This is a genomic window from Sulfuricurvum sp., from assembly GCF_041651515.1.
GTDB lineage: Bacteria > Campylobacterota > Campylobacteria > Campylobacterales > Sulfurimonadaceae > Sulfuricurvum.
Window position 1 is genome coordinate 134,552 of the sequence record NZ_JBAZJF010000005.1, and the last position, 19,475, is coordinate 154,026.

Consider the following 19,475-nt stretch of genomic DNA (forward strand, 5'->3'; position numbering starts at 1 on the left):
TTTTTCCTTAATTATCCGCGTACAATTTCGCCGTTATAACCTACAATACCGTGTGCAAGATTAGATATATTCGTGTAGCCCATATCGGTTAAGATACGTTGGCAGTGAGCACTTCGGCTTCCAACATGACAGTAAACGATAATATTTTCGTCTTTTTCTAATTTAGATTCTGTAAGAGTTTGGAAAAAACTACTGGTCGGAACCAAAACATCAGCTCCAGCAATGCGTCCCATTTTCCACTCCATCCATTCACGGACGTCAGCCACTTTAAATTTGACCATACCGAGCTCACGTGCTTCGAAAAGTGCTGTTAATTCATCACTGTCGATATCACTTTTGGTTAAGAGCATTTCGCACTCTGCTTTGGTCAAACCGCGTGAATGCTGATGAGTGACTTCTTCAATTCCCATCTCCATTCGTTTGGCCGTCGCATATTCAGGAGTACAAAAAATTTGACAGTGGCATACCCCTTCTTGCGGTATCTCTTTTTCAATGGCAGTAGTACAAGGGCAGAGTCTGTTGTCGGTACTTTGATATTTGCCATCAACTTCTTCAACCATATAGCAAGGACAAAAGCGTTTACTGTACATCATTTTATTACGGGCTAGCCCGAGTTGTACCCCCTCATTGATCTCTTCTTGAGGATTGTAGGCCCAATTAAATTGGCTGACTACTTTGTCTGTAAATTTAATTGTTTTTTCTAATTCAGCTTGGAATTCATCTGAATTCATATCTATTTTAATGATGCTCATACTCAAATTTCCTTATTTGTTTTTTCGTGCTTTGCCGGCAATGATAAAGCGTAGGGCATTGAGTTTGATAAACCCACCCGCATCTTTTTGGTCATAAACGGAATCTTCTTCAAATGTACAATACTCAGGATTGAACAAGGATAGGTCTGAACTGCGTCCGACAACCATGACATTACCTTTGTACAGTTTCAAACGTACCGTACCTCGTACATTTTGTTGTGTTTTATCGATAGCGGCTTGAAGCATCTCACGTTCAGGAGCAAACCAAAATCCGTTGTAAATAAGTTTTGCATAGCGCGGCATCAACTCGTCTTTTAAATGCGCTTCTTCACGATCAAGTGTTAATGATTCGATAGCACGGTGCGCTTTTATCATAATGGTTCCACCCGGTGTTTCATAACATCCGCGGCTTTTCATTCCTACAAATCGGTTTTCAACAATATCAGCGCGTCCGATGCCATGACGTCCGGCGATAATATTGAGCTGTTCCAACATCACTGCAGGAGAAAGAATCTTCCCATTTAGACTTATTGGATCCCCTTTTTCGTAGCCGATTTCGATGTATTCGGCTTCATCGGGTGCATCTTGTGGAGATACGGTCCAGCGCCACATACTTTCTTCTGGCTCAGCGGAAGGGTCTTCAAGAATTCCTCCCTCATATGAGATGTGAAGGAGGTTGGCATCCATAGAATACGGAGATTTTTTACCGCTCATTTCGATTTTGATCCCATGTTCTGCGGCGTAGGCTAGAAGTTTTTCACGAGAATTCAAATCCCATTCGCGCCATGGGGCGATGATGGTGAGTGCACTGTTTTGTCCGAGGTAGCCCATTTCAAAACGGACTTGGTCATTTCCTTTTCCAGTAGCACCGTGACTGACCGCATCGGCACCTGTGATACGAGCAATTTCAGCTTGACGTTTTGCAATCAAAGGGCGTGCAATCGATGTTCCGAGTAAGTACTCCCCCTCATAAATCGCGTTGGCACGAAACATTGGGAAAACATAATCACGTACGAACTCTTCACGGAGATCTTCGATGTAAATATTTTCCGGTTTGATTCCTAGACTGATTGCTTTCGCACGGGCTGGTTCAACTTCTTCCCCTTGGCCGATATCGGCGGTAAAAGTAACTACTTCGCATTTATACTCATCTTGCAGCCATTTTAAAATGACACTCGTATCTAATCCGCCAGAGTAGGCTAAAACAACTTTTTTGACTTCTTTTTTCATGTGCATCCTTTTGAAGTTATCGGGCTTGCTTTTTTCCATAAAATGGAGTTAATGGCGCGATTCTAGCAAAAAAATGATGAGACAAGCGTTAAAATTTGAGATTTAGTGAACGTGGCTGATCGGTTTGAGTAGATTGTAGGAAATTTATAGTATTTTTGAGTTGCTGCAATATTTGTGAAGTTTCGGCTTTACCTGCTTCTAAAAATGTTTTTACATTTTGTAGTAGATACGCTGCTTGTTCCATTTCTTCGAGAGTCTCAAACGTAGGCATCTCATCAATAAGAGATGCAATACGATCGAGTTGACCCAATACTAATGCCGTTTTAAGCTTGGTTAGCCACATTCGTACTCTCTTTCCATGCTTCCAAGAGACCTTTAACGACGCCATTGACTTCATCTATTTTAGTTGAATCATTATGAATATTGGCTTCAATAAGTAAACGAAGTTGATACGTATATAGGCCTGATAGATAATGCGCGATTGTACCCTGAGAATAATCCAAAACATTAATAAGCTCTGTTAAAACAGCATTGGATCTATTGATCCAATAAGTGCGTCTTTCTATATCCCCATCATTAATAGAACGTTTTGCTTGCATGTTGAAGCGTAAAATCCCCTCATACATCATTTGTATAAGTTTTTCGGGAGATTCTATCCCTACATTGTTTTGAGTATATGTATTGTATGCTAAATTTGCGACCATGTAAATCCCTTAATTGATTGTTCGAATTATAATATTTGTATTAAAATGATTCTAAGATATATCGATAATACTTCACCCTTTTTTATCAAAAAGCAAGCCATTTACTTCTTGAATTTTAGGAAGCAACATCTGAGCTTGTTCTAAAGGAAAACGTCTAAGCATGTGATTGGTTTTGGTGTCAATGACAGAGACATAAAAATCTTTAGATGAATTGTCAAATCCGAATTTGAGTGATGTATTAAATGGATCAAGCGACAGATTAAGATGCTTTATTAGCTGATCCATTTGTTCTTGCGAACCGACTTTTGAACTTTTTTGTTCAGTATCTACTTGAGCAGCTTTGTCCTGATTGATTTGCGTTTGCTGAATTTGCTGAACACTTTGTACACTCGGAGCTGCACTAGCGGGCGTAGAGATTTGACTCTGCTGCATTCTGGCAGTGGCTTGTAATATTTCCATGATCGTTCTCCTTAACGTATCTAAAACATTTCGTACCCCTAAATCGTCCAAGTGAATAAAAACTTTAATGACTCGCATGTTACTCTTGCATTTATGAAACGCTATTGGACTCTTTTACAAAATGAACCGGTACTTAAACGGCTCTCCATTATTCAGTTAATTGCTTATTTCGGGGCATGGTTTAGTAATGTTGCGATTTACACGCTGCTGATTCAAATGCAGGTTGATGCAACGATTATTGCGCTTGTTGCCGCATTACATTTTTTGCCGGGAGTACTGCAAGCGCCGTTAAGCGGTGTTATCATTGATCGTATCCACCCGAAAAAGTTAATGATCCTTTTGACATTGATTGAGATAGGTTGCACCCTTTTATTATTGTTGGTTTCTAATAGAGAGATGTTATGGCTTTTATATATTTTGGTTTTTGTCCGCATGGGGGCATCAAGTTTTCATTTTACGGTAGAAATGTCACTTCTTCCCCGTATTTTGGAAGGGAAATCACTTCAAGTGGCGAATGAAATTCATTCTATTATTTGGTCATTGTCGTATACGCTTGGAATGGCATTAAGCGGGATTGTCGTTTACTGGGTAGGGATACGTGCCGCTTTTGTCCTTGATGCAGGACTTTTTGTATTTGCATTACTCCTTCTGAAAGGGCTAATGTTTGACTTAAAATCAGAAAATGCCGACAGTAGATTTATTATAATGATGCGTGAAGCGTATTGTTATATTCGCACCAATAAAGTAGTATTGCACTTGATGCTTTTACATGCAGTGCTTGGCTTTACTGCATTCGATGCGCTCATTGCATTATCTGTGCAGCATTACTATGCCAATATCATAGCGATATCCTTGGGAATCGGGTTGTTGAATGCATCCCGTGCTGTCGGTTTGGTGATTGGTCCTATGGTATTAGGAAACTGGGTGAATAACAAACGGTTAGGGTGGCTTTTTATCATAGAATCGATTACTATAGGACTTTGGGGAATGGTGATGGAAAACTTTTATCTCTCTTTGATTGCATCTGTTTTAGTGGGTTTTGTTACTACTACGCTGTGGTCTTATACCTATACTTTATTGCAACATCATATCCGCAGTGAGTTTTACGGCCGTGTCGTAGCGTATAATGATATGATTTTCTTGGGAGTGGGGGCTTTTACCTCATTATTAATCGGATATTTGGCTAAAAATACGATTTCTTTGGAAACAATTACTTTTATTTTAGGTAGCTTTTTTACCCTTTGTGCTCTCTATTACGGATGGATACGTCGCCATTATTGCTTAAAGGAGATTGGATGAATAGGGAATTATGGTATGAAACAGATGGACAAAAAATTGATCTTGCAAAAGTGACCCGTTTATACCCTGCAGCACTTATCAGTGCAGGAGGAGAGAGTGCGTCGGTCTCATTGGAATGGGCAGAACTTAAAGCTGATCGCATTACCCTAGAATCGTATGTATTAATTTGTGATTTTGATCCTATCGGTGAAGTCCCTACCAATCGTATTGAGCTTCGGTTTGAGACGAAAGAGGAATTATTCGGTTCAATGGAAGAGATCGCAAGGATTTTACACCCTTGAATGTGAGGTTAATGCGGCAAGGAGTGTTACGATTAGCCATTCCGGCCGCATTTAAGCATCTGCTTGACATTATACAAATCTTGATTGATATGGTTATGGTGGGATCGCTGGGGGCTGCTGCCTTAGCTGCGGTTGGACTTAGTATGCAGTTTATGATGATGATTCAAGTTGCGATGACGCTATACGTTATCGGTTCAAGTAGCCTTATCGCTCGTTATATTGGAAGTGCTCGTCGCCGCAGAGCATCAAGCGTTGTCTATACGAGTGTTTCTATAGCAATATTCCTTTCTATGATCGTTGGTGCAGTAGGATGGTATTTTGCATCTGATTTATTTAGATGGATGGGCTCAGGGGGAGATGTTATCCTCTTAGGTAGTGAGTATTTTGGGACATTATCCTTGGGGATGACTCTGATTTTTTTGGATGCATTGGCGTATAATGCACTTTCTGCGGCGGGAGATACTCAAAGTTCTCTTGTGATTAAAATTCTTTCTGCATTTATCAATGCTGGACTAAATTATCTCTTTATTTTTGGGCATGGCGGGTTTGAGGCCATGGGTGTAGCGGGTTCAGCCTATGCGACATTGTGTGCGTATGCGTTTAATTTGATAGCGTATGGATGGATATTCGCCAGACGCGGGGGTGTTTTAGATGTTGTACCTATTTTTTCACGTATTGATTTCAAACGGGTAATTCGAATCGGCTTACCTGCTGCGTATGAACGTTTAATTGGGGTTGGATCTTTTTTACTCTTTATTATCATTATCGGATCGTATGGAACACAGGCTATGGCAGGTTATCAAATCGGGTTACGAATAGAGGCTCTTGCCTTTATGCCCGGTTTTGGATTCTCCGTAGCAGCGATGGCTCTTGTAGGGCAAAATATCGGAGCTAAAAAGAATGAGACGGCGTACGCTTCAGGGATATTAAGTGCCAAAATCGCGGCAGTTTTTATGGGAAGCGTCGGTATTGTTTTATTTGTTTTTCCTGAATACCTTTCATCATGGTTTACCCATGATTCGGCAACGATTGAGCATGCATCGATTTATCTTCGTCTTGTAGGTATTACCCAAATTCCTTTGGCTATAACGTTTGTTTTTAGCGGGGCACTTCGAGGGGCAGGGGCAACCAAAACTACCCTTCGTATCAATACCCTCTCTTTATGGCTTTTTCGGCTTATTCCCTCCTATGTGGTTATGGTAATGGGATGGGAAATTGTTTGGGTTTATGTGGCAATGACGGTAGAAGTGTATATTAAAGGGTGGTGGTTTTGGCAAGTGTACCAAAAGAGAGAGTGGCTTCACACCACTCTTTGAGTTAGATAATTAAGCTTTTTCTTCTCGAAGGAGTTGGGCATATTGCTCTTCGATAACTTTGAGACGGTTACGGTCTGGCATTTTACGTGAGGCAATATAGCCGATAATTTCTCCCGCTTCATTAAGTTTTGGGACGATATGGACGACAACCCAATAAAATTTACCGTCTTTACGAAGGTTTTTGACATACCCTTCCCAGATTTTACCGCTTTCGATGATCTTCCACATCCCCTCAAACCCCGCTTTTGGCATATCAGGATGGCGTAAAATACTGTGTGGCTGTCCAACGGCTTCAACAGCGGAATAGAGGGTCATTTCCGTAAATTTGCGGTTAACGTAGGTAATAATCCCTTTGGTATCTGTTTCGGAGATAAGGCTGCGTCCGTCAAATAAAACTTCTTCATCTACGGGAGTAGGGCGTTTCATAATAATAAATCCTAAAATTAGATTAAAAGTATAAGAATGTGATTATAACGCGGTTCTTACTAAAATTAAAGTTAAAGGCATCTGTTTTTTGAAGGAATGAGTATAATTATCTTTATAAAATGGATCAATTGGGTGGTTTACCGTAATGCAAGAATTCCAAGCAGCTTTATTTATTAATCATAAGAGTGGCGGATATTCTATTGGTCTGGCTATGTTTGAACCTTATGGTCTACGAGGATGGCTGTGCGAGATTGAGTACGAACCTTCACACCCTTATGGGGCTATTGATAGGGTATTGCATCTGCTTTTTGTTACCAATAGTCGCCGTCTTATTATTGGGGCATCTTCCAAAGCGTTTTTTGACGAAATTGCCAGTAACTTTGCAATGTATGAGTACCGCTATGATGATCGTGTTTTCAATGAAATGGAACAAAACACCCTTTTTAAAAAAGTTTTTAATGTTTATTCACTCCTGACCCCCATAGAACATTTAAATTTAGAAATGAGACCTTTGTGTGCACAAGCACTTGCTTTGTTTGCTGATTACTTGAGTCATTCAAATGGGATATCTTATACGCTACCAATGATTTTAGAAACAGCACAGTTAGTGGAGTTGGGAAATAATGCGCTGGAACAGATGGAGATGACAACGATTGATGAAAGACTCCCCAGTATTACCAGACTTTTTTTAACGATGTCTACCCCTATGGGAAAACGGCTGGGTCGATTTCGTCTTTTTTTGCCGATCAAAGATACGGTCGAACTTAATCTACGACTGGATTGGATTGAAGCGGTGAATCCGCATGCCGCATTATTAGAAAAACATTTGCAATTAATTGGAGATATTGAACTCTTATGGTGGCAGCTTCAAAATCGTTCTTATAATCAAATAGACAACTTTATTACGGCAATAAATGTTGTCATTGAGATTCAGTTTTATTGTGTAAAACATAAACTTGTTCATTTGCTTCCCGAGCATAAAATTATGGATGGATGGGATATTGAACTGCGAAATCATTATCGAGAATACCAATGGATAGAAAACCAAGCGATGTTAATGCGAGATACGATAGCGTGGATTTCTCAAATCGATGTAGCGGTTGCTTCAGCCATTAATGCTCAAAAATACGCGCTCACCCGTCCGGTTATTGTAGAATCTGCAAAAGAAAATTTTTTACAAATGAGTGGATTGCGTCATTTGTTGGTTGAAGCCCAAGGGATCGCTTATGTCCCTAATGATATTGTTATGGGGAATCGTGATTATCTTGATTTACCTTATCCCGATACCGTAATGCTAGACTCTAAAGTACATGACGGATCGAATATCCGTGGTGTACTTTTATACGGGATTAATTCCAGTGGTAAATCATCACTGATGAAAAGTATCGGAATTGCGGCGACATTAGCACAAGCGGGATTTTTTGTACCGGCTAGAACAATGAAATTTTCCCTTTTTGACGGGATTTATACCCGTATTCAATCTCGGGATAATGTGGCAAAATCACTCTCTACCTTTGGGGTAGAGATGTTGGAATTGAACACAATTTTTAGCCGTGCAACGTCAAGGTCGCTTATTTTAGGTGATGAGATCAGCCACGGTACCGAAACCCTTTCTGCGGTTGCTATCGTTGCCAGTACCATTATGGAACTTTCTAAAAAAGGGTGTTTGTTTTTAATGACAACCCATTTGCATCAGCTCTCAATGGTACATGAATTGACACGTATTCGTGAGGTGGTCAGTTTGCACCTGAGTGTTCGATACGATGATGACGGAGATCGTTTGATATATGACCGTATTTTAAAATCGGGTCGTGGTAGCAGTGTTTATGGTCTCGAATTTGCAGAATCGCTCCATATGCAAAAATCATTTTTAGACAATGCCAAGCGCTTAAGAGAAAATCTTGCCAAAGAGTATGATATCTTGGAATTAGGACATCAAAAAGAGAATATTAAACGTTACCGTGATGTTGTAGCATGTGAATGTATTATTTGCGGCACGTTGGTCAGAACGGATCAAAAAAGGGCTATTTCGAAAGAGCATCACCATCTTATAGCACTTTGTGATCTGCACCGCCGTCAGATAATTGAAGACAAAATCAAAGTTGAGCGAATTATAATGACGCCGCAAGGTTTGCGTCTGGAATATGAGACGCAATTACAAGGATAGTATGTGGATGTAATCGAACTTTTTAAAAAACTATTGGAAAGCAAAAGTGAAACTCCGGAGGATGGAGGAATTTTTGATTTCCTTGAAGACTATTTAGCCGATTTTACGACGGTACGGATTGACAGGGGAGGAGTAAAAAATCTTTTTGCCTACCGCCGTTTTGGAGAAGGAAAGCATTTGTGTTTCGCCGGACATGTGGATGTCGTCCCTGCCGGAGAAGGGTGGTATAGTGATCCCTTTATAGCAAAAGAATTGGATGGATACATTTATGCGCGCGGTGCTCAGGATATGAAAAGTGGCGTAGCGGCATTTTCCCAAGCGCTTAAAGAAGCGAGTGATTTTGAGGGTACTCTCTCAATTTTACTCACATCTGATGAAGAGGGGCCGGCGAAATTCGGAACGGTTGAAGTACTGGCGTATCTTAAAGAGCATAATCTCCTCCCTGATGCCGTTGTCGTTGCCGAGCCGACATGTGAAGAGCGATTTGGTGATGCGATCAAAGTAGGGCGCCGAGGCTCAATCAATGGTGTAATTGAGATTATCGGCAAGCAGGGACATGCGGCTTACCCTGAAAAAGCAATTAATCCGATACACCAGATTGCTCCGGAATTATCCAAAATTGCAGGAGCTTTTTTAGATGAGGGGGATGAATTCTTCGCCCCTAGTCAGATCGTGATTACCGATATCCGTGCGGGAATTGAGACGACTAATGTTTCACCGGGCAAACTCAAGATGATGTTTAACGTCCGTAACTCAACCCGAACCGACAAAGAGAGAATTAAAGAATTTATCGCATTACATTTAGAGCACTTAGAGTATACGCTAACATTAGATCAATCGGCCAATCCGTTTGTTACCGATGCAGATACTTCTATTGTCCGGGCACTTCAAAAAGCGATTAATTCAGTTTGTGGCAGGATGGCAAAACATTCTACCGCCGGAGGAACATCGGATGCACGATTTATAGCTGCATACGGGATTGATGTGATCGAGTTTGGTGTAATCAATGATACGATTCATTCCCCCAATGAGCGGACTTCCATTGATGAGGTGCAAAATCTTTACGCTGTTTTTACAAAGTTGATTGATAATTTTCGATAAAATTCCGTTTTACTAATCGAAAGGGCAAGAATGAAAAAATTAGCTTTGTTAGCATTTTTAATGGTTAACCTTGTTGCTGCTGAAATTGTGTGGAATGACACTTACGAGCAAGCACAGATGAAAGCGAAAAAAGAGTCTAAACCGTTGCTGGTGCTTATTACGAGTGAACAATGCGGATGGTGCCGTAAATTTGAAGCGACAACACTTCAGAATGAAGATGTGATTTCTAAATTGAATTCAAAATTTGTGACAGTTCATGTTACACGTGATAAAAGTATTTATCCAAAAACTTTGAGCGCTAAAATGGTGCCGATGAACTATTTTTTAGATGCAAACGGCAAGGTTATCTATTCGATGCCGGGATATTGGTCGGTAGAGGATTATCAATCCATTCTTGATGATGCCATACTAAAATATAATAAAGGAAAATAACGCTTTGAAAACGATACAAACTCCTAATGCCCCGGCGGCAATTGGCCCTTATTCTCAAGCAATGATTGCCAACGGTATGATATTTACCTCAGGTCAAATTGCCCTTACACCTGCCGGTGATATGGTAAATGGAAATGTGAGTGAACAATGTGCTCAAGTTATCTCGAATCTCAAAGCTGTTTTGGAAGCTGCGGGAAGTTCTTTTGATAAAGTGATCAAAACAACGATCTTTTTGGCAGATATGGATGATTTTACGGCGGTGAATACAATTTATGGTGAAGCATTCGGGGAACATAAGCCTGTACGCTCTACGGTAGCCGTGAAAACGTTACCTAAAAATGCACTTGTTGAGATCGATGCGATCGCTTTAATTTAAGCTTAAATATACGTTGGCTATAATTCGCCACTTTTTGTAGACTTGTAAGTAAGGAACGCTAATGTACGCAATTATCAAAAACGGCGGAAAACAGTATAAAGTTCAAGAGGGTGATATCCTTTTGTTCGATAAAATGGGACTTGATCCTAAAACCACCGTCGAAATCAAAGAAGTTCTTGCCGTTAATAATGGTGAACTTAAAACCGGTACTCCATTCGTAGAGGGTGCTGTTGTTACAGCTGAAGTTATCAATGAAGGTCGTGACCGTAAAGTCGTGATCTACAAAAAACGTCGTCGTAAAGACAGCAAATTGAAACGTGGTTTCAGAAGAGATCACACACGCGTTCGTATCGTTAAGATCGCTGCGTAATTATTTTAAAGTAGGAGGACAGCATGGCTCATAAGAAAGGTCAGGGTAGTACACAGAATAACCGCGATTCAGCGGGACGTAGACTCGGTGTCAAAAAATACGGTGGTGAGTTTGTAAGAGCGGGTAATATCATTATCCGCCAACGCGGAACAAAAGTTCACCCGGGTAAAAATATCGGTATGGGTAAAGACCACACATTATATGCGTTGGTTGACGGTGTCGTTGCGTTTGAACGTAAAGACAAAAAACGTAAACAAGTTTCTGTCGTACCTGCCGCTTAATTTTTTCCTCTATCGGGCATCTTCGCCCGATTCTTAATAGTTTTATTTCCAAAACCATTTTTTCTTAATTGTGTACTTTTGTATAAAAGTGTAGTGTTAAGTCATATAAGGATAATCAATGTTTAGCGATAGCGTAGAACTTACCGTTTCATCGGGCAAAGGCGGGCAAGGGTGCGTTGCTTTCAGAAGAGAAAAATACGTCTTACAAGGTGGCCCTAACGGTGGTGATGGCGGACGTGGCGGAGATGTCTATTTTCGTGTGGATAATAATACCCATACCCTTGCTCACTTCCAAGGGAATAAAAACCTAAAAGCCGACAAAGGGCAACCGGGTGCAGGATCTAATATGGCTGGAAAAGCGGGTAAGCGTCTTGTCGTTGTTGTCCCTCCGGGAACACAAGTGGTTGATGTTGAAACGGGTGAAATTTTACTGGATCTATTAGAAGACGGTAAAGAGGTTCTTTTTTTAGAAGGAGGACGCGGTGGTCTTGGAAACGTTCACTTTAAATCCTCTACCAACCAAAAACCGATGTATGCACAGCCGGGTGAACCGGCAGTTACCCGTGTCGTTCGGCTTGATCTAAAATTGATTGCAGACGTAGGATTGGTCGGATTTCCAAATGTGGGAAAATCGACTCTTATTTCCACCGTATCCAATGCTCGTCCGGAAGTGGCAAATTATGAGTTTACAACGCTCACTCCGAAGCTTGGACAAATTAATATCGGTGAATTTGACTCCTATATTATGGCGGATATTCCGGGTATTATCGGCGGAGCATCTGAGGGAAAAGGGCTTGGGCTTAAATTTTTACGCCATATTGAGCGTACGAAAACCTTGTTGTTTATGATCGATTTAGCGTCGTACCATGAACTCCAATATCAGTATGAAACGCTTAAAAAAGAGCTTGCCTCTTTTTCTCCATTGCTTGCAGAACGCAATTTCGCGATCGCTCTTACACGTGCCGATGCGATGAGCCCTGAAGAGGCCATAGAAAAAACCAATGCATTTTTAAAATTGCTTAATTTTGCTCCCGTTAAAAAAAGCCGATTTGCTTTTAGTGAAGAGTATCCGGTATATGAGCAGGAAGATTTTGACAAAGCATTTTACGACCGTACAAAACCGGCATTTATCGCACCGATCTCATCGGCGATCAATCTTAATATTAAACCATTAACCTATGCACTCTATCAAATGGTCGTAACGGAGCGCGCATGAAGCGGATCGTTCTTAAAGTCGGTAGCGCCGTTTTAAGCGAACAAAACCGAATCGCAAAAGATCGGATGCAGCGTCTTGTAGATTTTATTGCAGAACTCAAAAAAAGTTATGAGGTGATTTTGGTCTCTTCCGGTGCAGTTGCAGCGGGATATACCGAACTTAAACTCGATAAAAAGATTTTGGCGAACAAACAAGCCCTCGCCTCTATCGGCCAGCCGATTTTGATGAACAAATATCGCAAGATGTTTGAACAACATAATATTCTCCCTTCCCAAGTATTGGTCACAGCTGCCAATTTCAATACCATCGAAGAGTCCCAAAAAGCAAAAGATACGATTGAAACTCTCCTGCAGCACAATGTTGTCCCTATTATCAACGAAAATGATGCAACGGCAACGGAAGAGTTGGTTTTGGGTGATAATGACCAATTATCCGCATATGCGGCACATCATTTTGGGGCTGAGCTATTAGTCATCTTATCTGACATCGATGCTTATTACGATAAAGACCCTCGTAATCACAGCGATGCAAAGGTAAGGACACGAATCGAGAGTATAACTGCCGAGGAACTTGCGTTGGAAGTTACTCCGAATCATAATTTTGCGACAGGAGGAATTGTGACGAAACTCAAAGCGGCCGATTTTCTTCTCAAACACAGCGGAGCGATGTTCTTGGCAAGCGGATTTGATCTAAGCGATGCAAAAAGTTTTTTGATTGCTGGGGAACATCGCGGAGGCAGTTTGTTTAAAGCGGCAGAGGAATTTTAATGACTCGTATTGTTTTTATGGGGACACCCGATTATGCGGCATCGATACTACACTCCTTGATAGAAGCTGAAGATATCGAGGTTGTAGCCGTTTATACTCAGCCGGACAAACCGGTAGGACGAAAAGGGGTATTGACCCCTCCGGCTGTAAAAGGTTTAGCGCAAGAAGCAGGTATTCGTGTTATTCAACCGAATCGTTTACGCGATAAAGAGATTATTGAAGAATTGTTAAAAATCCAATGCGATATGATTATTGTTGCGGCATACGGGCAAATTTTGCCTAAAGAAATTTTAGAATATGCCCCTTGTGTTAATCTTCATGCTTCGATTTTACCTTACTACAGAGGTGCCAGCCCGATTCAACAAAGTTTGCTCCATAATGATCACCAAAGTGGTGTGACTGCCATGTGGATGGATGAGGGGTTAGATACGGGAGCAATGATTAAAACGGCTACGGTAGAGATCGAACCCGATGAGATGATATCAACGCTGTATGAAAAACTCACCGAAGTAGCAGTAAATTTAACATTGGATGTAATACGCACATGGGATCGGCATAGTGCTGTTCCTCAAAACGGTGCAGAGGCGAGTCACTGTAAAAAAATCCTCAAGAGCGATGGTTTGGTAACATTTGAAGATGCGCGAGAAATTTATAACCGTTATCGCGCATTTACTCCTTGGCCCGGCATTTATCTTGAGAGTGGACTTAAAATCAAAGCAATGCGATTGGAAGAAGAGAGAAGTATCGGGGATATCGGTATGATCACCTCTGTTGACAAAGAGAGTGCTCTCATTCAGTGTAAAAAGGGATCACTCCGTATTATGAGGGTGCAAGCTCCGTCTAAGCAAGAAACCTCAATTGTGGATTATCTTAACGGAAAACGGATAGGGTGTGGATATTCATTGGTTTGAGTCACTTGAATCGACTCAAAGCTTTCTGATAGAAGAACTTAAAGCCTCACACTTGCAAGTGCCGGTATGTGTCGGTGCTTCATCTCAAACGATGGGGAAGGGGTCCCGAGGTAATAGTTGGATCGGAAACCAAGGAAATCTTTTTATTTCAGTCGGTATTGCCCGTTCTACACTTCCCAAAGATTTAAAATTAGAATCCTCTTCCATCTATTTAGCTTTTCTGATGAAAGAGTTACTTGCTTCGTTAGGGTCAAATATTTGGTTGAAATGGCCGAATGATTTTTATTTAGGTGAGACAAAAATTGGTGGAGTGATCACCAACTTAGTCGGAGAAAACCTTGTGTGTGGGATTGGACTTAATCTTGTGTCGGCACCGGAAGGTTTTTCAACTGTTGATATTAGCGTTACTCCATACAATTTAACAAAAGCTTATAGTGCTTTGTTTAAAAATTTGCCCTCGTGGAAGCAGATTTTTAGTAAATACCGGATAGAATTTGAGCATAGCAGAGTTTTTTTTACCCACCACAATTATGAAAAAATCGCGTTGAAAGATGCCCTCTTATTAGAAGACGGGTCATTAGAGTGCGATGGCCAAAGGATGTATAGCCTACGATGAGTGAAGTTATAGTTATAGCAAACCAAAAAGGGGGTGTGGGTAAAACCACTACCGCTGTCAATTTAGCCGCTTCGTTAGCTGTAGCAGAAAAAAAAGTGCTCCTGATCGATGCTGATCCTCAGGCCAATGCAACCACATCCCTTGGCTATCATCGCAACAATTATGAATTCAATATTTATCATGTATTGATCGGTGCAAAAAAACTACGAGAAATTATTTTAAAAACATCCCTCCCTAAACTTTTTCTTGCCCCATCCAACATTGGTCTTGTAGGAATTGAAAAAGAGTACTATGATGCAGGGAATTCTACGGGACGTGAATTGATTTTAAAGCGTTCGATTGCACAGGTGAAAGAGGAATACGACTACATCATTATCGATTCTCCTCCGGCACTTGGGCCGATGACGATTAATGCACTTTCGGCGTCCAATTCGGTCATTATTCCGATTCAGTGTGAATTTTTTGCATTGGAAGGATTGGCACAACTTCTTAATACCGTTAAATTGGTGCGTAAAACGATTAATCCAAAATTGACGATTAAGGGCTTTTTACCGACGATGTACAGTGCGCAAAACAACCTTTCACGTCAGGTCTTTGCCGATTTGCGTCAACATTTTCAGACAAAACTGTTTAAATCAGCAGCAGACGATTTTATTGTTATTCCACGAAATGTGAAATTGGCTGAATCTCCGAGTTTCGGAAAACCGGCTATTTTGTACGATGTAAAATCAAGCGGATCGATGGCGTATCAAGATTTAGCACACGCTATCATCGCGTAAGGGGTTTTAAGTATGGCAAAAGCATCTGCATTGGGTCGAGGTTTGGGGGCATTGCTCAGCGAGATTGAAGAAGCGTATGATAATGAACTTCCTAAAAAAGGGGGAGTCGAAGAGATCCTGTTGGGGAAAATTCGCCCCAATCCTTATCAGCCTCGTAAACACTTTGACCCTGAATCCTTAGCTGAGCTTAGTGAATCGATTAAAACCCATGGATTGCTTCAGCCGATCGTCGTTAAAGAAGATTTAGACGGATTTATTTTGATTGCAGGAGAACGACGTCTTCGTGCGAGTAAACTTGCTAAAACCAAAACAATTAAAGCAATCATTGTATCGGTGAGTGACGAACAAATGCGCCAACACGCATTAATTGAAAATATTCAGCGTGATGAACTTAATGCAATTGATTTGGCTCAGGCGTATCAAGAGTTGATTGAAATTCATGAATTGACTCACGAACAACTCTCCCTTACGGTACATAAAAGCCGTACCCAAATTACCAATACCCTTCGTTTGCTTCAATTAAGCGAAAAAGGGCGTAAAGCTTTAATCGAAGGAAAAATCTCTGCAGGGCACGCAAAAGTGATTGTTTCTCTTGAACCCAAAGAGCAAGCGATGATGATTGATTCTATTATTGGGCAAAAGCTTAGTGTTCGTGAAGTGGAACAAATGGCTAAAAAAATTAAATTTCCGATCGCTTCGACAACATCTATCAGTGAGTATTCGGATGGGCTTGATTTAAGCCCATTGCAAAAACGATTAACTTCTCTTGGTTATAAAAGTAGCGTTAAAGGACAAAAATTGACAATTGAATTTGCAGATATGATGCAAATTGAATCATTTTTAATCTCTCTTCGTTAATATCATCCGCAGTTTAACTATCCCTTCAATTTATACATTGTATAATCACGCAACTTTTAGGAGGTGGTATGTTAGATATAAGTCCGATGCTGCTAGGCAGCACACTGATTGTCTTCCTTGTCCTTATTGCCGTACTAAACAGTTTGCTTTACAAGCCTCTTTTCAGCTATATGGAAAAACGGGATGCAGATATTAAAAAAGATTTGGAGCAAGTTGGTAACAACGATGCTGAAATCGCTGCATTTCATGCAAAAGCTGAAAAGATTGTGAGTGATGCCAAACTGGAAGCAGCGGCATTAAGAGAAAAAGTTATTGCTGAGGCTAAGATGGCAGCAAATAGCAAAATAGAGGCAAAACGTGCTGAAATGGCACAAGAGTATACGAAGTTTGAAGACGCATTGTCTGAAGAGCGCGCACGTTTGAAATCAGGTCTTCTTGCTGAAGTTCCTGCATTTCAAGCAGCTGTCTCAGCAAAACTAAGTCAGATTTGAGGGATGCAATGGGTAAAATAATCGTTACTTTATTACTGCTCGGCGCCTATCTATTTGGATCGGATGCTGCGCATGAGGGCTCTACGGATATTGTTCAACGAACGGTAAACTTCCTGATTTTTGCTGGAATTTTGGTTTATGTGTTGGCAGAACCGGTCAAAAATTATTTTGTCGGTAGAAGTACGGGAATTGCGGGTGAACTTGAAAGAGTTCAAGAGCGTCTCCGTGAATCAAAACGTCTCAAAGAGGCTGCAGAAAGCAAGATTGACGATGCAATGAGATTTGCAAGTGAATTGAGTGAGCATGCTAAAAAAGAGAATAAATTGTTGAGTGATAAAATCATGACACAATGCGACCATGATCTTGAGACAATCCAAAAACAAAGCAATGCGTTAATGGAACTTGAGAAGCGTAAAATGGTTCGTGAAACGGTTAGCGAAGTGATGAATGATGTCATGAACGGCGGCGGTGCAGCTTTGGATAAAGAAGCTATGACCGAGATCTTGAAAAAGAAGGTAGCCTAAATGCAATATGAATTAATCGCAAAGCGTTATATTAAACCGTTATTTGAACTCTGTGATCAAGTTACACTTGATAATTTATCAGAATTGCTAAATAGCGTTGCGACTGCATTTGAAAGTGATAAATTTATCACGATTATGCGCAGTAGTGATGTCAGCACTGAAACTAAAACCGCTTTGGTTTTGGATATGGTAGCCCCGGCTAACAGTAAAGTTGCAAACAATTTGATCAAATTATTAGCAGAAAATGGCCGATTGGACCTAATCCCTGCATTAGCAGAAGGGTTGGCCCGTGAAATCGGACGTGTCAAACGTCTTTATAAAGGGCGTGTTTATTGCGACAGTGCAATCGATAAAAATTCAATTGACATGATCGCACGTGACCTCGGTAACAAAGTCGGTGCAACCATCTCTTTGGAGTTTGTTCCATCAACCTTTGATGGGGTTCGCGTTGAAGTCGATGATCTTAATATCGAGATCAATTTTTCGAAAACCCGCCTCAATGCTCAATTAGTTGAGCATATTTTAAAAGCAATTTAACCCTCGCGAAAGGAGAAAGTAGTGGTAGCAAAAGTACAAGCAGACGAAATCAGTTCGATTATTAAAGAACGAATTGAGAATTTCGAACTTAATGTAGATATTAATGAAACCGGTAAAATCGTCTCATACGGAGATGGCATCGCCCAAGTATACGGCTTAAACAATGTTATGGCCGGAGAAATGGTTGAATTTGAAGACGGCACTCGCGGTCTAGTAATGAACCTTGAAGAGAGCAGCGTAGGTGTTGTTATTCTTGGTAAAGGTAAAGACCTTCGCGAGGGAATGAGCGTTAAACGTCTTGGACGTCTTTTACGTGTTCCTGTCGGTAAAGCTCTTCTCGGTCGTGTTGTGAACGCTCTTGGTGAGCCGATCGACGGAAAAGGACCAATCGAAACAACAGAAATGCGTTTCGTAGAAGAAAAAGCTCCAGGGATCATGGCTCGTAAATCGGTTCATGAACCAATGGCAACCGGTATTAAAGCGATTGATGCTCTTGTTCCGATCGGACGCGGACAACGTGAGTTGATCATCGGTGACCGTCAAACAGGTAAAACAACGGTTGCGCTCGATACTATCATCAACCAAAAAGGGAACGGTGTTCTTTGTGTTTATGTTGCTATCGGACAAAAAGAATCAACCGTTGCTCAAGTTGTTCGTCGTCTTGAAGAAGCTGGCGCGATGGAATATACCATCATCGTTTCTTCACCGGCTTCTGAAGCAGCAGCTCTTCAATTCCTTGCTCCGTATACCGGTGTAACAATGGGTGAATATTTCCGTGATAATGCACAACACGGTTTGATCATTTATGATGACCTCTCAAAACACGCGGTAGCATACCGTGAAATGTCATTGATCCTTCGCCGTCCTCCGGGCCGTGAAGCGTATCCGGGTGACGTTTTCTATCTACACTCTCGTTTGTTAGAGCGTGCAGCGAAATTGAACGATGAATTGGGTGCCGGTTCTTTGACTGCTCTTCCAATCATCGAAACTCAAGCGGGTGACGTTGCGGCGTATATCCCGACCAACGTTATTTCGATCACTGACGGTCAAATTTTCTTGGAAACAGACTTGTTCAACTCAGGTATCCGTCCTGCGATCAACGTCGGTCTTTCGGTATCACGTGTCGGTGGTGCTGCGCAAATCAAAGCAACAAAACAAGTTGCCGGAACATTGCGTCTTGATTTGGCTCAATACCGTGAACTTCAAGCGTTTGCTCAGTTTGCATCTGACCTTGACGAAGTAAGCCGTAAACAACTTGAGCGTGGACAACGTATGGTGGAAGTGTTGAAACAACCTCCGTATTCTCCACTTTCAGCTGAGAAACAATCATTGATTATTTTCGCAGGTAACGAAGGTTTCCTCGATGATATGGCTGCTTCTAATGTTGTTAGATTCGAAGCGGATCTTTATCCGTTCGTAGAGGCTTCTTATCCTCAAATTTTCGAAAATATCGCTAAAACATCTAAAATTGATGATGAAACGATGGCAATGATGAAAAAAGCACTCGAAGAGTTTAAATCTACTTTCGTTGCTGAATAAGGATCTTTATGGCTAACTTGAAAGAGATTCAACGACAGATTAA

General features: G+C 41.1%; 25 protein-coding genes. 19 read left to right on the top strand and 6 right to left on the bottom strand.

Annotation, left to right across the window (positions count from 1 at the left end; genetic code table 11):
* Positions 1 to 11: 11 nt before the first annotated feature.
* The 5 genes from WC407_RS10860 to WC407_RS10880 form a co-directional block, all read right to left on the bottom strand.
* Entirely contained in the window at positions 12 to 752 is a 741-nt protein-coding gene (locus WC407_RS10860; RefSeq protein WP_373022685.1) for a ferredoxin-thioredoxin reductase catalytic domain-containing protein, read from the bottom strand.
* A gap of 12 nt (positions 753 to 764) precedes the next feature.
* Positions 765 to 1,982, bottom strand: coding sequence for an argininosuccinate synthase (locus WC407_RS10865; RefSeq protein ID WP_373022686.1), 1,218 nt, complete (start codon positions 1,980 to 1,982; stop codon positions 765 to 767).
* 88 nt (positions 1,983 to 2,070) lie between these two features.
* Entirely contained in the window at positions 2,071 to 2,325 is a 255-nt protein-coding gene (locus tag WC407_RS10870) for a hypothetical protein (RefSeq protein WP_373022687.1), read from the bottom strand.
* Complete coding sequence (fliS, locus tag WC407_RS10875; protein ID WP_373022688.1) at positions 2,306 to 2,686, bottom strand: flagellar export chaperone FliS; 381 nt, start codon at positions 2,684 to 2,686, stop codon at positions 2,306 to 2,308. The genes WC407_RS10870 and fliS overlap by 20 nt, the downstream gene beginning before the upstream one ends.
* Before the next feature lie 72 nt (positions 2,687 to 2,758).
* Positions 2,759 to 3,145: a flagellar protein FlaG gene (locus tag WC407_RS10880; RefSeq protein WP_373022689.1), complete on the bottom strand. Its 387-nt coding sequence runs from the start codon at positions 3,143 to 3,145 to the stop codon at positions 2,759 to 2,761.
* A 93-nt stretch (positions 3,146 to 3,238) separates the two neighbouring features.
* Between WC407_RS10880 and WC407_RS10885 the strand changes: the two genes are divergently transcribed.
* The 3 genes from WC407_RS10885 to WC407_RS10895 are packed head-to-tail and all read left to right on the top strand — an operon-like array spanning position 3,239 to position 6,041.
* Positions 3,239 to 4,444, top strand: coding sequence for an MFS transporter (locus tag WC407_RS10885; RefSeq protein WP_373022690.1), 1,206 nt, complete (start codon positions 3,239 to 3,241; stop codon positions 4,442 to 4,444).
* Positions 4,441 to 4,725: a hypothetical protein gene (locus WC407_RS10890; RefSeq protein WP_373022691.1), complete on the top strand. Its 285-nt coding sequence runs from the start codon at positions 4,441 to 4,443 to the stop codon at positions 4,723 to 4,725. Before WC407_RS10885 ends, WC407_RS10890 begins: the two co-directional genes overlap by 4 nt.
* Positions 4,726 to 4,736: 11 nt before the next feature.
* Complete coding sequence (locus WC407_RS10895; protein ID WP_373022692.1) at positions 4,737 to 6,041, top strand: MATE family efflux transporter; 1,305 nt, start codon at positions 4,737 to 4,739, stop codon at positions 6,039 to 6,041.
* A 9-nt stretch (positions 6,042 to 6,050) separates the two neighbouring features.
* Here the strand turns inward: WC407_RS10895 and WC407_RS10900 are convergent, their stop codons facing one another.
* Positions 6,051 to 6,467, bottom strand: coding sequence for a PAS domain-containing protein (locus WC407_RS10900; protein ID WP_373022693.1), 417 nt, complete (start codon positions 6,465 to 6,467; stop codon positions 6,051 to 6,053).
* Between the two features lie 145 nt (positions 6,468 to 6,612).
* Here WC407_RS10900 and WC407_RS10905 point away from each other — a divergent pair, with 145 nt between their 5' ends.
* The 16 genes from WC407_RS10905 to atpA all read left to right on the top strand — a co-directional run bounded on the left by WC407_RS10905 (position 6,613) and on the right by atpA (position 19,432).
* Positions 6,613 to 8,634, top strand: a complete 2,022-nt coding sequence (locus tag WC407_RS10905) for a hypothetical protein (RefSeq protein ID WP_373022694.1) — start codon at positions 6,613 to 6,615, stop codon at positions 8,632 to 8,634.
* A gap of 3 nt (positions 8,635 to 8,637) precedes the next feature.
* Positions 8,638 to 9,735: a succinyl-diaminopimelate desuccinylase gene (gene dapE / locus WC407_RS10910; RefSeq protein ID WP_373022695.1), complete on the top strand. Its 1,098-nt coding sequence runs from the start codon at positions 8,638 to 8,640 to the stop codon at positions 9,733 to 9,735.
* A 30-nt stretch (positions 9,736 to 9,765) separates the two neighbouring features.
* A complete protein-coding gene (locus WC407_RS10915; protein WP_373022696.1) occupies positions 9,766 to 10,167 on the top strand; it encodes a thioredoxin family protein in 402 nt (133 codons plus the stop codon).
* A gap of 4 nt (positions 10,168 to 10,171) precedes the next feature.
* Positions 10,172 to 10,543 carry a RidA family protein gene (locus tag WC407_RS10920; protein ID WP_373022697.1) on the top strand — a complete coding sequence of 124 codons (372 nt, stop codon included), beginning with the start codon at positions 10,172 to 10,174 and terminating at the stop codon, positions 10,541 to 10,543.
* A gap of 61 nt (positions 10,544 to 10,604) precedes the next feature.
* A complete protein-coding gene (gene rplU, locus WC407_RS10925; RefSeq protein ID WP_015654104.1) occupies positions 10,605 to 10,913 on the top strand; it encodes a 50S ribosomal protein L21 in 309 nt (102 codons plus the stop codon).
* 23 nt (positions 10,914 to 10,936) lie between these two features.
* A complete protein-coding gene (rpmA, locus tag WC407_RS10930) occupies positions 10,937 to 11,194 on the top strand; it encodes a 50S ribosomal protein L27 (RefSeq protein WP_299972282.1) in 258 nt (85 codons plus the stop codon).
* A 118-nt stretch (positions 11,195 to 11,312) separates the two neighbouring features.
* Entirely contained in the window at positions 11,313 to 12,410 is a 1,098-nt protein-coding gene (gene obgE / locus WC407_RS10935) for a GTPase ObgE (RefSeq protein WP_373022698.1), read from the top strand.
* Positions 12,407 to 13,177: a glutamate 5-kinase gene (gene proB / locus WC407_RS10940; RefSeq protein ID WP_373022699.1), complete on the top strand. Its 771-nt coding sequence runs from the start codon at positions 12,407 to 12,409 to the stop codon at positions 13,175 to 13,177. The genes obgE and proB overlap by 4 nt, the downstream gene beginning before the upstream one ends.
* Entirely contained in the window at positions 13,177 to 14,088 is a 912-nt protein-coding gene (fmt, locus tag WC407_RS10945) for a methionyl-tRNA formyltransferase (protein WP_373022700.1), read from the top strand. Before proB ends, fmt begins: the two co-directional genes overlap by 1 nt.
* Positions 14,069 to 14,704, top strand: a complete 636-nt coding sequence (locus tag WC407_RS10950) for a biotin--[acetyl-CoA-carboxylase] ligase (RefSeq protein ID WP_373022701.1) — start codon at positions 14,069 to 14,071, stop codon at positions 14,702 to 14,704. The genes fmt and WC407_RS10950 overlap by 20 nt, the downstream gene beginning before the upstream one ends.
* Entirely contained in the window at positions 14,701 to 15,483 is a 783-nt protein-coding gene (locus WC407_RS10955; RefSeq protein ID WP_373022702.1) for a ParA family protein, read from the top strand. Before WC407_RS10950 ends, WC407_RS10955 begins: the two co-directional genes overlap by 4 nt.
* Positions 15,484 to 15,495: 12 nt before the next feature.
* Positions 15,496 to 16,341: a ParB/RepB/Spo0J family partition protein gene (locus WC407_RS10960; RefSeq protein ID WP_373022703.1), complete on the top strand. Its 846-nt coding sequence runs from the start codon at positions 15,496 to 15,498 to the stop codon at positions 16,339 to 16,341.
* A 68-nt stretch (positions 16,342 to 16,409) separates the two neighbouring features.
* The gene (locus tag WC407_RS10965) at positions 16,410 to 16,832 is read left to right on the top strand and encodes a F0F1 ATP synthase subunit B' (RefSeq protein ID WP_373022704.1); all 423 of its coding nucleotides are present in this window, start codon (positions 16,410 to 16,412) and stop codon (positions 16,830 to 16,832) included.
* 8 nt (positions 16,833 to 16,840) lie between these two features.
* A complete protein-coding gene (locus WC407_RS10970) occupies positions 16,841 to 17,356 on the top strand; it encodes a F0F1 ATP synthase subunit B (protein ID WP_373022705.1) in 516 nt (171 codons plus the stop codon).
* Positions 17,357 to 17,893, top strand: coding sequence for a F0F1 ATP synthase subunit delta (locus WC407_RS10975; protein ID WP_373022706.1), 537 nt, complete (start codon positions 17,357 to 17,359; stop codon positions 17,891 to 17,893).
* A gap of 21 nt (positions 17,894 to 17,914) precedes the next feature.
* The gene (atpA, locus tag WC407_RS10980) at positions 17,915 to 19,432 is read left to right on the top strand and encodes a F0F1 ATP synthase subunit alpha (protein ID WP_373022707.1); all 1,518 of its coding nucleotides are present in this window, start codon (positions 17,915 to 17,917) and stop codon (positions 19,430 to 19,432) included.
* The last annotated feature ends 43 nt before the right edge of the window (positions 19,433 to 19,475 follow it).